The sequence below is a fragment of the Cohnella sp. genome, from assembly GCF_041641335.1.
Classification (GTDB): domain Bacteria; phylum Bacillota; class Bacilli; order Paenibacillales; family Paenibacillaceae; genus Cohnella.
The window spans coordinates 1-12,575 of record NZ_JBEPYQ010000144.1 but is presented as its reverse complement, the minus strand read 5'-3'; the positions used below and the strand labels follow the sequence as shown (position 1 = coordinate 12,575).

The 12,575-nt window shown below is 57.2% G+C and carries 14 protein-coding genes; 10 read left to right on the top strand and 4 right to left on the bottom strand.

Annotated elements, in window-relative coordinates:
* Nucleotides 1–390 (bottom strand): FAD-dependent oxidoreductase (locus ACESLM_RS29175; protein ID WP_372637907.1); only part of this gene is annotated, 390 nt, incomplete at its 3' end.
* Between the two features lie 131 nt (nucleotides 391–521).
* Between ACESLM_RS29175 and ACESLM_RS29170 the strand changes: the two genes are divergently transcribed.
* The 4 genes from ACESLM_RS29170 to ACESLM_RS29155 all read left to right on the top strand — a co-directional run bounded on the left by ACESLM_RS29170 (nucleotide 522) and on the right by ACESLM_RS29155 (nucleotide 2,526).
* Nucleotides 522–851, top strand: coding sequence for an STAS domain-containing protein (locus ACESLM_RS29170; protein ID WP_372637905.1), 330 nt, complete (start codon nucleotides 522–524; stop codon nucleotides 849–851).
* A gap of 29 nt (nucleotides 852–880) precedes the next feature.
* Nucleotides 881–1,321 carry an anti-sigma B factor RsbW gene (gene rsbW, locus ACESLM_RS29165; protein ID WP_372637902.1) on the top strand — a complete coding sequence of 147 codons (441 nt, stop codon included), beginning with the start codon at nucleotides 881–883 and terminating at the stop codon, nucleotides 1,319–1,321.
* Complete coding sequence (locus ACESLM_RS29160) at nucleotides 1,318–2,082, top strand: sigma-70 family RNA polymerase sigma factor (protein ID WP_372637899.1); 765 nt, start codon at nucleotides 1,318–1,320, stop codon at nucleotides 2,080–2,082. Before rsbW ends, ACESLM_RS29160 begins: the two co-directional genes overlap by 4 nt.
* Nucleotides 2,083–2,184: 102 nt before the next feature.
* Entirely contained in the window at nucleotides 2,185–2,526 is a 342-nt protein-coding gene (locus ACESLM_RS29155) for a hypothetical protein (RefSeq protein WP_372637896.1), read from the top strand.
* A gap of 151 nt (nucleotides 2,527–2,677) precedes the next feature.
* Here the strand turns inward: ACESLM_RS29155 and ACESLM_RS29150 are convergent, their stop codons facing one another.
* Nucleotides 2,678–3,100, bottom strand: a complete 423-nt coding sequence (locus tag ACESLM_RS29150; RefSeq protein ID WP_372637892.1) for a YtxH domain-containing protein — start codon at nucleotides 3,098–3,100, stop codon at nucleotides 2,678–2,680.
* Between the two features lie 150 nt (nucleotides 3,101–3,250).
* Between ACESLM_RS29150 and ACESLM_RS29145 the strand changes: the two genes are divergently transcribed.
* The 3 genes from ACESLM_RS29145 to ACESLM_RS29135 are packed head-to-tail and all read left to right on the top strand — an operon-like array spanning nucleotide 3,251 to nucleotide 7,124.
* Nucleotides 3,251–5,047, top strand: coding sequence for a phospholipid carrier-dependent glycosyltransferase (locus tag ACESLM_RS29145; protein ID WP_372637889.1), 1,797 nt, complete (start codon nucleotides 3,251–3,253; stop codon nucleotides 5,045–5,047).
* A 39-nt stretch (nucleotides 5,048–5,086) separates the two neighbouring features.
* The gene (locus ACESLM_RS29140) at nucleotides 5,087–6,073 is read left to right on the top strand and encodes a glycosyltransferase family 2 protein (protein WP_372637887.1); all 987 of its coding nucleotides are present in this window, start codon (nucleotides 5,087–5,089) and stop codon (nucleotides 6,071–6,073) included.
* 31 nt (nucleotides 6,074–6,104) lie between these two features.
* The gene (locus tag ACESLM_RS29135) at nucleotides 6,105–7,124 is read left to right on the top strand and encodes an asparaginase (RefSeq protein ID WP_372637884.1); all 1,020 of its coding nucleotides are present in this window, start codon (nucleotides 6,105–6,107) and stop codon (nucleotides 7,122–7,124) included.
* An 82-nt stretch (nucleotides 7,125–7,206) separates the two neighbouring features.
* Here ACESLM_RS29135 and ACESLM_RS29130 read toward each other — a convergent pair whose 3' ends face one another.
* A complete protein-coding gene (locus tag ACESLM_RS29130) occupies nucleotides 7,207–8,076 on the bottom strand; it encodes an AraC family transcriptional regulator (protein WP_372637882.1) in 870 nt (289 codons plus the stop codon).
* A 226-nt stretch (nucleotides 8,077–8,302) separates the two neighbouring features.
* Here ACESLM_RS29130 and ACESLM_RS29125 point away from each other — a divergent pair, with 226 nt between their 5' ends.
* Genes ACESLM_RS29125 through ACESLM_RS29115 form a run of 3 tightly spaced genes read left to right on the top strand, consistent with a single transcriptional unit; the run spans nucleotide 8,303 to nucleotide 12,085 of the window.
* Nucleotides 8,303–9,484 carry a galactokinase gene (locus ACESLM_RS29125; protein WP_372637879.1) on the top strand — a complete coding sequence of 394 codons (1,182 nt, stop codon included), beginning with the start codon at nucleotides 8,303–8,305 and terminating at the stop codon, nucleotides 9,482–9,484.
* Nucleotides 9,485–9,487: 3 nt separating this feature from the next.
* Nucleotides 9,488–10,474 (top strand): UDP-glucose 4-epimerase GalE, encoded by a 987-nt coding sequence (gene galE / locus ACESLM_RS29120; protein WP_372637876.1) that lies wholly within the window; start codon nucleotides 9,488–9,490, stop codon nucleotides 10,472–10,474.
* An 18-nt stretch (nucleotides 10,475–10,492) separates the two neighbouring features.
* Nucleotides 10,493–12,085: a UDP-glucose--hexose-1-phosphate uridylyltransferase gene (locus ACESLM_RS29115; protein ID WP_372637873.1), complete on the top strand. Its 1,593-nt coding sequence runs from the start codon at nucleotides 10,493–10,495 to the stop codon at nucleotides 12,083–12,085.
* A gap of 108 nt (nucleotides 12,086–12,193) precedes the next feature.
* On the opposite strand, the gene ACESLM_RS29110 is transcribed toward ACESLM_RS29115, so the two are convergent.
* Nucleotides 12,194–12,575: hypothetical protein (locus tag ACESLM_RS29110; protein WP_372637870.1), on the bottom strand; the 382-nt coding region annotated here is incomplete at its 5' end.

Sequence of the window (12,575 nt, the reverse complement as noted above, 5' to 3'; positions counted from 1 at the left end):
CGCATAATAGAGACTGCTGCGCCGTTTGAACCCGACGTCTCGGGGCAGCCTCTCCGCGATATCGGCGATTTTCTCCGCGGCATGCTTGCAGGCCCGATAGAACTGCAAGGCGTGCGCTTCTCCCAGCGTCCGCGCAAACTCGCTCAGCATCGTATCGTTGGAATACTGAAGCAGGCCGGTATTGGCGGACGTGCTTCCGGATGCGATGCGCTGCTGCTCGATCAGCGCCGTCTCGATGCCGCCGGCGGCCAGGACGTAACCGCAGAGCACCCCGGACATTCCCCCGCCGATGACGACGGCCTTTGCGCTGACATCGCCGCGCAATTCGGGATAGCTGACAGGCTGGGCCAACGAATTCGGCCAGTACAAAGACCCGAAATACAAGGACATAAAGATACTCCTCCGATCCAGATTAGGTTTCCGCATCCGTTAACCGTTATTCGACCTGTTTCAATCTTGGCGAATACGGGTTATAACAGGATTGGAGAGTTATTTTTACGAGAAGCGAGGGGGAATTGTACATGCCAATGGAGAAACTTTCGCTCCGAACGGAGCATGCGGAAGACCGGACGATCGTACACATCGGGGGCGAATTCGACCTGGAGGCCGCAAGCCGCATGCGCGCGGCTCTGAACTCGTTGATCGAGCAAGCGGACAGAAGGATTACCCTGGATATCCAACAGTTGAAATACATCGACAGCACCGGCATCGGGATTTTGATTTCCCTGGCCAAGGCGCTTCACGCGCGCAACGTATCGTTCGACGTTGTACATATTCCTTCCCATATCCGCAAGCTGTTCGATATGACGGGAATAACTCCATTTCTGACGAAGCCGGAATCGTTGATATGAGTACGAAGAGAGGAATGAGGATAGATTCCATGGTAAACGAAAGAGTCGTTACGTTAAGCATTCCCGCGTTGCCCGAGTACGTGGACCTGGTTCGTCTGACCTTGTACGGAATCGCGACCAAGCTCAAGTTCACGTTCGAGGAAATCGAAGACATGAAGGTTGCTGTATCCGAGGCGTGCAACAATGCGGTTCTGCATGCGTACGGGGACCTGAGCGGGAACATCGAAGTGACGTTCCAGACGTTAGGCGAAGAGTTGATCATTACGGTCAAGGACTTCGGCAAAAGCTTCGTCGTCGACGAGAGCAAGGAAGCGCCTGTTATGCACGGCAAAGAAATCGACGAAATCCAGTCGGGCGGATTGGGGCTATATCTGATGCAGGCGCTGATGGACCGCGTGGAAGTCAAGCAGGACGGCGGAACCGCGGTTACGTTATCTAAGAAAAGGCCGGCCTCCGAAGAGACTGCATGAGCGTATCCCATTCCGAGCGTCTGCCCGACGACGCGATTGCGATACTGCTGGAGTACCAGCGAACGTTATGCGCCGAGTTGGCCGAGAAGCTGATCAGGCATTACGAGCCGATGGTTAAAGTGGCGGCGAACAAGATGTCGCGGAATCGGCCGGATCTGTTCGACGATCTGTTCCAGGTGGGCCAGATGTCCCTGTTCCGGCTGCTGAAGCAGTTCGATCCGAGCCTCGGCATGCCGTTCGAGCCTTACGCGATGAAGAGCATGATCGGCCATATGAAAAACTACCTGCGGGACAAATCCTGGTACATCCAAGTGCCGAGAAGGATCAAGGAGATGAGCTTGGTCGTTCAAAATACGATCGACGAGATGACGACCGAGCTGGAGCGCTCCCCGAACGTGGAGGAGATCGCGGAGCGGCTCGGCATCGGAGTCGAAGAGACGCTGGAGATTTTGGCCGGGAGGGACTTATACCATTACGTATCGCTCGATACGCCGACGACGGACGACGACAACGCGGCCGTCCTGGGGGATCTGATCGGCTCCCCCTCCGACGACTACGAAGCGCTGGAACGGAAGCTCGATCTGCGGGAGGCGATGGAGCATCTGCAGCCGGAGGAGCGGACGGTGCTGGACCTCGTATTCGAAGCGGGATTGTCCCAGCGAACGATCGCGGACAAGCTCGGCGTATCGCAGATGAGCATCTCCCGAATCCAGAAGCGGGCCATCGACAAGCTGAAGCCGTTCGTCCGGAAATTGGAGTAAGGCAGGAGCGAGAAGGAAGCGCGGAACCGTTTCATCTTCTCTCAAACGGTGTAATTAGCCGTAACGGAAGCTTTAATCTTTCCGTAGAGGGAGAGGGTGAACATGACTGTCAAATATCAAATCGCATTTTCCGAGAGCGACGTGTTCGTACTGGAGAAAGGCGGAGATTTCCACCTGACGATCTGTTCCCGCGTGAATCCGCTTGGCTTCGGCAATCAGCTGGCGGTATACTCCAAGTTCGGGGCGGCCGTGGATGCGGCGGAGAAGTTCTGCAAGCTGTACGAGCTGACCCGGCAATACGGCTATCACCTGAAAGGCTCCAGCTTTTTGAAGGAAGGCTGCGAACCGCTGTTCGTCCCGGCGCTGCTGGAGGACGATACGACCGTCGATACGCTCCGGGCCAAGCTCGAAGCCGACAAAGTCCCGCACGAAGCAAGCGGCTGACGTTCTTGATTTCATCGAATGAGCAATCAAAGCAATCTACAGGAGTTGTCCCATCCAGTATGGGGCAGCTCTTTTATTTTCAATCTCATGTGTGGCTTGGCAACGAAAAATGACGGCGAAGGGATTTCCCTTACGCCGCCATTCCTTCATTTTATCGGTTCTGGATAGGGTCGTTCACGAGTCCGTCCTCTTCAAGCTCGCTTTCGGTTTTCATTTGCTTCATTTCCTTGCCCATTTTCTGCATGTCCTTGAAGTCCTGGACCATGGATCCGTTGCGGACGCTTTCGACCGTTTTGGCGCCCTGCTCTTGAATCTCTTCCTTGACCTCGGTCAAGATGGAACGGGTTTTGTCCGCGATATCGGCCGTTTTCCGTCCGACCTGCTGGGCCAGCTCCAGCGTTTTGCCGCCGGCGTCGGCGACAAACTGCTTCGTTCGGTCCTGAACGGACGAGTAACGGTCCCGGATATCCTTGCGCAGCTCCTTGCCGGATTTGGGAGCGAGCAGCAGCGCGGCCGCCGCCCCGATCATGCCCCCGATCACGACTCCTTTAATCGCTTGTTTCGTTTCCGCCATAGGGTATTCCTCCTTGATTAGGGATGATACGGTGCCTGATTTGAATTACCCGATTCGGCCAAAATGAATCGCGCTCTTTCCAGAGAGCGACGGTTCGTCTACAATAGGGACAGGAAAAAACTGTGGTAAAAATCGAAAGCGAGGACGGAAATGGACTATCATGAGACTGCCCGATCCGCTCCGGTGCAATGGGGCGGGGCATCCTCCCATCACCGCGAGGATCGGCGGTGGACGCCGTTAGACCTTATACTGGTCATTCTTCTTACCGCGATTTCAGCGATTATGACTTTTACCGATCTGGGTAACCGCACCGCGCCCCAGACGTTCTGGATGCCGGGCAAGGCGGGGGATTATTTCACCGTCGATTTCGGCGAAGCTAGGAAGGTGGACAGGCTTAACCTGTACGAGGGACCCGGAGCCAAAGGCGAGACGAATATCGAATGGTCGTCGGACGGGCAAAAATGGGAATCCTATGCGAAAGTCGAGCACAAGACGAATCGCGTATTTACGTGGAAGTCGGAAGACAAGTCGGTCGAGGCGCGTTATATGAAGTTTACGACCGTTCGTACTGGCTATCGTCTGTACGAAGCGGCTTTCTTCACGAAGGGCGTCGAATCCATTCCGATTCCGGTCATGAATATCGAGTCCGGAAGCGGCAATTCGACGAGCTCGGAAGGCGGCGGACAAGAGGTGTTCGACGAGCAACAGTGGGCGCCTTACCGGCCGGATTATCGCAACGGCATGTATTTCGACGAGATCTATCACGGGCGCACGGCGTACGAATTCATCGAGGTCATGGAGCCGTACGAGAACACGCACCCGCCGCTCGGCAAAATCATTCTAGAGTTCGGCGTTCGCATGTTCGATATGACGCCGTATGGCTGGCGTTTCATGGCCGGAGTCGTCGGCACGCTGATGGTGCCGCTCTTCTACGCCGTTGCCAAAGGAATGTTCGGGCGGACGAGATACGCGGCGCTGGCGGCGCTGCTGCTTGTGCTGGAAGGGTTCCATCTCGTGCATTCCCGTTCGGCCAACGTGGACATTTCGGGCGTGACGTTTACGATTCTGATGTTTTACGGCATGCACCGGTTCGGAGAAACGAAATGGCAGAACGGCGGCTTTAAGCGGGCGCTCGGCTATCTCGCGCTTAGCGGGTTGTTCTTCGGCGCGGCCGCAGCGGTCAAATGGAACTATCTGTACGGGGGAGCGGGGCTGGCGATTTTGCTCGCGTTCGCGCTCGTCCGCCGCTGGCGGGAAGGACGGATGGCCGGTGACTTCGATACCGCGCGGCGCATCGTGCTGACACTGATGGCTTGTGTTATTTTCTACGTGGCGGTTCCGGTCGGAGTCTATTCGGCGACGTACGCGCCGTTCATCAAGGCGACGAAGGCGGACGACAGCTACAAGGACTTGTGGCAGTTCCAGAAAAATATGTACGACTATCACAAAGGCGTTAAGGAAGATCATCCGTACGCTTCGAAATGGTATACTTGGCCGCTCATGATCCGACCGGTCTGGTACTACGGCGGCAAGGATCTCGACAAAGGCGAGGCCCAGAGCATCGCGGCGATCGGCAATCCGCTCATCTGGTGGGGTGGACTGGCGGCGCTGCTTGCGTCATGGTGGCTCGGCTTCAGGCGAAGAGATCGCATCGTGCTGACGCTGACGGTCGCTTACTTAAGCTTTTACGTCCCGTGGATGATCGCGCCTCGAAGCATTACGTTCCTGTATCATTACTTCCCGATGGTGCCGTTGTTGATTTTGTCCATCGTCTGGATGCTCCGTTGGTTCGAGGAACGCGGCTACAACGGGCGCAGAGTGACGCTTGCGGTCGGAATCGCGGCGGCCGGCCTGTTCATCTGGTTCTACCCGGTCTATACGGGCATGACGATCAGCCGGGAATGGATGAACGTGATGATACGTTGGCTGCCAAGCTGGGGCTTCTAAGTCCGCTTTTGATCACGAAGATAGAAGGGAGATTGAATCGTGCAGAAAGGCTGTTTTCTTTCCGTTGTCGTTCCGATGTACAACGAGGAAGAAGTGATCGAGGTTACGTACCGCCGTCTGAAGACGGTGCTGGACAAACTGGGGGAGACGTACGAGATCGTGTTCGTAAACGACGGAAGCCGCGATCGGACGGCGGACATCGTACGCTCCTTGTGCGCCGAGGACCGCCGCGTCAAGCTGGTGGAATTCTCGCGCAACTTCGGCCATCAGATCGCGGTGACGGCCGGGATGGACCATGCGTCCGGCAGAACGGTCGTATTGATCGACGCCGACTTGCAGGACCCTCCCGAACTGATCGCCGACATGGTCGCCAAGTGGCGCGAAGGCTACGACGTCGTCTACGGCAAGCGGATCGAGCGCAAAGGGGAGTCATGGTTCAAGAAATTGACGGCGGCGGCTTTCTACAGGCTGCTGCGTTCGATGACTTCCGTGAACATTCCCGTGGATACGGGCGATTTTCGTCTGATGGACCGCAAGGTGTGCGACGCGCTGACCTCAATGCGCGAGCGGAGCCGCTTCATTCGCGGCCTTGTCAGCTGGGCGGGTTTTAAGCAGACTTCGGTAGACTACGTGAGGGACGAGCGGTTCGCGGGAGAGACGAAATACCCGCTGCGCAAGATGATCCGACTGTCGCTGGACGCGATGACCTCGTTCTCCACGAGACCGCTGAAGATCGCCAGCGTGCTCGGCTTCGTGCTGTCTGCCGTGGGTTTCGTTTATCTGTTCGTCGTGTTGTACCAGCGCTTGTTCACCGACACGACGATGCAAGGGTGGACTTCGATGATCGCGATCAGCCTTCTGTTTCACGGCATCACGCTGTCGCTGCTCGGCGTGCTGGGAGAATATATCGGCCGGACCTACGAGGAATCGAAAGGGCGTCCGCTGTACCTGGTAGCCGAGGCGGTGAATTTCGGAGAAGGAACGGAAGCATCCCGGGAGAAAGAGGCCGCCGGAACGATTCTTTAAGGCATAGACATCGAAAGGATGAACAGTCGTCATGAGTACGAATTCGATACCGGCGGACGTTCCGCTGTTGATTATGAATAGAGGCGGCATGCCGGAAAACGTTCATAGAGGAAGGATCGCAGTCGTATCGGCGGAGGACGGCAAGCTGCTGCATGCGTGCGGAGACGCGGAAGAGTCCGTCTATGTTCGTTCCACCGCCAAGCCGATTCAGGCGATCGCGTCGCTGCTGGACGGAGCCGTCGAAGCGTATGGCTTCGAGCCGCGCCATCTGGCGCTGCTCGCGGCATCGCATCGGGGAAGCCGCGAGCAGGTGGAGGTGCTGGAGGATATTCTGAAGCGGACCGGTCTGGACGATGAACTGCTTGCCATTCAGCCTGCATTGCCGGTCGGCCGCCGTTCGCGAGACGAATATGTGGCAGCCGGGGGCAAACCCCGCAAGCTGTTTCATACCTGTGCAGGCAAGCATCTGGGCTTGTTGGCTTGGAGCAAGCTGAAGGGGTGGCCGCTTGAAGGCTATATTCGCTCGGATCATCCCGCACAGCAGGAAGTCATCCGCCGCATCAAGCTGTGGGCCGAATCGGCTGGCGAGCAAGAGACGATCGGCAAAGACGGCTGCGGCTTTCCCGTCGCCGCGTTGCCGCTGCGCTCGCTTGCCCTAGCTTACGGACGGCTGGCCTCGCCCAAGCTTGCCTCGGATTGCGCCGCAGCCGAAGCGGCGGGACGGATGGCTGCGGCAATGAACGCCTATCCCGAGCTCGTCGAAGGTCGTTACCGGCTGGCGAGCCTGCTGCTAGAAGATCCGAACATCGTCGCTAAGAGCGGTGCGCACGGCGTATTCGCGTTTGGGCTTCGGCGAGAGCGGATCGGTGTAGCCTTGGCGGTAACCGACGGTACGGAGGTGGCCTGGCCGCACATCGTCAAAGCTGTGCTCAAGCGGATTGGTGGCGCTTCGGACGAAACGTTGCTTAAGCTGAATCGGACGTTCCCCGACGAGTTCCTCAACGATGCGAAGGAAGTCGCGGGAAGATGGGAGCCTGTATTCGCCTGGTAACTTTCCGGCTCATTGACTCGGTCTCCCCGCGGACTCACTCGTCCCGTGCCGACTTATCTGTGCCGCCCTTCGTTCTCTCGCTTTATTTCATCTTCAACGCATCGCCGACGGCAGATCTGTACTCCGTCGGCGATTGCGCGTACCAGCGTCGGAATTGCTTGGAGAAGTACAGAGCATCCTGAAAGCCGACCGACGAAGCGATTTGCTCCACCGTGAGCTCCGGCCGCTCGCGAAGCAGCCTCCTCCCCTGATCGACGCGCAGCTTCGTCAGGAAGGTCGCCGGAGAAACGCCGGCGTGCTGCTTGAACACGCGGGACAAATACGCGCGATTGTAGCCCAGCGCCTCGGCCATGCCTTCGATGGTGATCGGCTCCGCGTATTGCGTGGACAAGTAGCCGATGACTTGGCGGGCTAATTCTTCGCTATGCGTACCTGGGCGAGGAAGGGCCGGCGCGGAATCCCCGGAAGCTTCGCGAAGACTGGCCAGCAGCAGATGCAGATGGCCCGATGCGGCGAGAGACGCAGAGCCGCTTCTTTCTCTGAATGCTTCGAAGATCGCGCGGCACCTCTCTCCGGGAGCTTTATCCTCGCCCGTATGCGTCCAAGGCCGTTCCGGATCGAACCCCGCATCCCGTACAAGAGCTGCCGCGCTCGAACCGGAAAAAGCAACCCAACGATACCTCCACGGGTTCATCTCATCCGATACATAATGAAACAATTTGCCCGGGTAGATGAGAAAGCTGTCCCCCGGCCCAAGCGCGAGCTCGACGTCTCCCATGCGAAACACCCCCCGACCGGACAGCACGTGATGAAGCAAATAATAATCGACCACCTTGGGCCCGATGCGGTGCTGCGGATTCGTCTGGCTGTCCCCGGCGAATAGAACGGTCAGCTCCCGCTTCCGAAATCCGAAGGGATTGGACGCGACGCGGTAGGTCGCTTGCTTGGCCATCGTAACGCTTCCTTTCTTCCCGTGACTTTTCTTGCCTCGGACTCCTCGTGACTTTACAGGTAACTCTTCCCAACCTTATCCGATTATACCACGACAATTTCAATCCTTCTTTCCCAAAAGTCACATTACTCCATATGATGAGCATTTCATGCCATTTCGGATTTCTCGGGATTATCGCTATAATAAGATCAAACGAAGAACTAATCGGAGGAGAGATGGATTCCTTATGGCACAGCTTACGGAGTTGAAAAAGCGGTTCGTAGAGCAATTCGGCGGGGATGTTTCAAGCATAACGGCGTTTCAGGCGCCTGGACGGGTTAATCTGATCGGCGAGCATACCGACTACAACGGGGGGGCCGTTTTTCCGGCGGCGCTCACATTCGGCACGACGCTGCTGATCGCTCCGCGCGAGGATCGCAGGCTTGGTTTCGCTTCAACGAATTTCCCGGCAGAAAAGGAAGTTTCTCTGGATGAAGTCGCGTTTAACGAAGAAGACGATTGGGCGAATTATCCGAAGGGCATTGTGTGGGAGTTGAAGCAGCGCGGTATCGAACTGAGCCGCGGATATAATTTTCTGTATCACGGCGAAATTCCGAACGGATCGGGACTATCCTCCTCCGCTTCCATCGAAGTCGTAACGGCTTACGCCTTGCTGACTCTAGAAGGCAAGCCGACGGATACGGTGCAGATCGCGCTCTGGTCGCAGCATGCGGAGAACGAATTTATCGGCGTCAAATGCGGAATCATGGATCAATTCGCGGTGGCCAACGGCCGCAAGGACCATGCCATTCATCTCGATTGCGACACGCTTAAATACGAGCTGGTGCCCTTCCGCTCCGGCGATTATAAGCTGGTCATCGGCAATACGAACAAACGCCGCGGGCTGGTCGATTCCAAGTACAACGAGCGTCGCTCGCAGTGCGAGCAAGCGGTTCTGGATCTTCGCGCCGCTTTCCCGGAGCTGACGCTGCTCGGTCAGCTGACTCTGCAGCAATTCGAGGACAACGCTCATCTGATCGCGGACGAAACCGTTCGCCGTCGGGCGCGCCACGTCGTGGAAGAGATCGACCGCGTCGGTCGTTCTATCGAAGTGCTGAACAAGGACGACTTGGCCGCTTTCGGCCAATTGATGAACGCTTCGCACGATTCGCTGCGCGATCTGTACGAAGTGACGGGAGAGGAACTCGACGCGATGGTCGATGCGGCCCGTTCGGTACCCGGCGTGCTCGGTTCGCGCATGACGGGAGCCGGGTTCGGCGGATGCACGGTATCGCTCGTACACCAGGACTCCGTGGAACGCTTTATTTCCGAAGTGGGCGAGAAATACGAAGCTGCTACCGGTCTTAAGCCGGCGTTCTACGTGTGCGATATCGGTGACGGAGTCGGAGAACTGAAAGGGGAGGCGTAAGCGATGGCGGTATTGGTTACGGGAGGCGCGGGCTACATCGGCTCGCATGCGGTTGCGGCATTGTTGGAAAAGGGAGAACAGGTCGTCGTCGTCGACAATCTGTATCAAGGCCATAGGGACGCGGTGCTGGGCGGCAAGTTCTATGGAGGGGACCTGCGCGACAGCGAATTCCTGGCGAAGGTGTTTCAGGAGAACGACATTGACGGCGTTATCCATTTCGCGGCGAATTCCCTCGTCGGCGAGAGCATGAAGGACCCGGGCAAGTACTATCACAACAACGTGTACGGAACGCTGTGCCTGCTCGAGCAGATGCAGAAAGCGGGCGTATCCCGCATCGTGTTCTCTTCGACTGCGGCCACTTACGGAGAGCCGGAACGCGTGCCGATCGATGAGTACGACCGGACCGTGCCGACGAATGCATACGGCGAGACCAAGCTGTCGATGGAGAAAATGATCCGCTGGTTCGACGTTGCCCACGGCATCAAGTTCGTATCGCTGCGCTACTTCAACGCGGCGGGTGCGCACGAGTCGGGTAAAATCGGCGAAGACCACAATCCGGAATCGCATCTCGTGCCGCTCGTGCTTCAAGTAGCGCTGGGACAGCGCGAGTTCATCTCGGTGTTCGGCGACGACTATGCGACCGAAGACGGCACTTGCATTCGCGACTATATCCACGTCAGCGACCTTGCGGACGCTCATATTTTAGCGCTGGAACGGCTTCGCCAAGGCGGAGAGAGCGCGATCTACAACTTGGGCAGCGGCAACGGCTACTCGGTTAAGCAAGTCATCGACGTGTCGCGCGAAGTGACGGGTCATCCGATTCCGGCGAAGATCGAAGCTCGCAGAGCCGGAGACCCGGCGGTGCTGATCGCGTCTTCGAATCGCGCACGCCAGGAGCTGGGCTGGTCGCCGAAACGCGATAAGCTCGAAGCCATCGTCAAGAGCGCTTGGGAGTGGCATCGCGTGAACCCGAACGGCTACAAAAAGTAACAAGGGGAGGATTATCGCATGAACGGATCGACAACGACCCCTGAATCGACGGAAGAGCGTGAATTGGCGGGAGCGATTCAGAAGCTGACGGCGTTCGCTCTTCATCAAGGACTGATCGACTCGCTTGACGTGGACGACGCTCGCAACCGTCTGCTCGATTTGTACGGCGTGAAGGAGCCGGCGGAAGGAGAACTGCCATCTGCGGAAGAGCTGCCGGACAGCCCGGTTCCTCTGCTCGAGCCGCTTCTTGATGCGGCTGCCGCACAAGGACTCGTGCCCGACGATACGCTGACCTATAGAGATCTATTCGACGCCCGCATTATGGGGCTGTTCATGCCGCGGCCTTCGGAAACGAATCGTCGTTTCCGCGAGCTGACGGCGGAGGGCGGCGTCGCCCGCGCGACGGACTGGTTCTACAAGCTGAACATCGATTCCAACTACATTCGCATGGACCGGATCAAGAAGAACGGATATTGGAAGCATCGCACTCCGGACGGCGAGCTCGAAATTACGGTAAACCTCTCGAAGCCCGAGAAGGATCCGCGGGAAATCGCGTTGCTCAAATCTCTGCCGCAATCCCACTATCCGAAATGTTTGCTGTGCAAAGAGAACGTCGGTTACGCGGGACGGCCGGACCATCCGGCCAGGCAAAATTTGCGCATTCTGCCATTAACGCTGCAGGGTGAAGATTGGTTCTTCCAGTACTCGCCATACGTGTACTACAACGAACACAGCATCGTCTTCTGCGGCGAGCACATCCCGATGAAAATCTCGCTGGCTACCTTCAGCCGTTTGCTGGATTTCGTCGAGCAGTTCCCGCACTACTTTATCGGCTCCAATGCCGACTTGCCGATCGTAGGCGGCTCGATTTTGAATCACGACCACTTCCAGGCAGGCCGTCACGTCTTCCCTATGGAGACGGCTCCTGTGACGGAATGGCGCGAATACGGCAAGCATCCGGAAGTTTCTCTCGGAATCGTGCAATGGCCGATGTCCGTTCTCCGCTTACGGTCCAGCAATCGCCAGGCGATGTTGGACGCCGCATCCGCAATTCTCGCCGATTGGCGCGGTTACAGCGACCCCGCCGCGGATATATTCTCTTTCAGCGAGAAAGACGGCGCGCGCGTCGAGCATAACACGATCACTCCGATCGCGCGGTTTAAGGACAACGGCGCGTATGAGCTCGACCTCGTGCTTCGCAACAACCGTACGAGCGACGAACATCCGGACGGCATTTTCCATCCGCATAAAGAGCTGCATCACATTAAAAAAGAAAACATCGGCCTCATCGAGGTGATGGGGTTGGCAGTGCTTCCGGGCCGCTTGCAAGACGAATTGAGCCGAATCTCTGATATTTTGACGGGGAAAACGCCTTACGACGAGGCTGCGATTGCCGATGCCGATCACCCTTTGAACAAACATGCCGATTGGATTTCGACGCTGGTCGACCGGTACGGAACGGATGGCTCCGAACAAGCAGTGAGCCTTCTCCTTCAAGCCGACGTCGGCGACATATTTTACGCGGTGCTTCAAGACGCGGGCGTGTACAAGTCGGACGAAGAGGGCCGGGCCGCCTTCGAAAGGTTCCTGGCAAGATTCGTAAAAGCGTAATTCACGCTAATTCTGAATTAGCCGCTGCGAGAGGCCAAAGATAGCGAGATTCATGAAAAACATTTACAACGGTTGGACTGAGGGAAATCCCGGTCCGGCCGTGTTTGTTTATGCCGCTGCCCCGACCTTCCGCTCGCGAAGCATTCCGTACTCGTTTAACGTGTAAATCGTCGCGCAGGAGGCAAGAATCAGGCTGGAGAGTGCCTCGATAAAATGATGAGAGTAGTTGCTTCGGAACCTGTACTCGTAATAGTAGTACAGCATGTTCCATTTGGACACGCGTCTGCCGTAATACCGCCGAATAAAGGCACGGGCTCTTCTGTGCATCTTCAGCATGACCCGCCGCACGATCGGCTGTTGCTGGGAGCGTTTCTCGCGACTCCAGAAATCCAGTAGGAGCGTGGGTTCCGACTTGTGCATGGCCAGGCGGATTTTGCGCAGCAATCTGTCGGCCGTGCGCTGCTGGATGCTGAGCGTCTGAGCCAGCTTG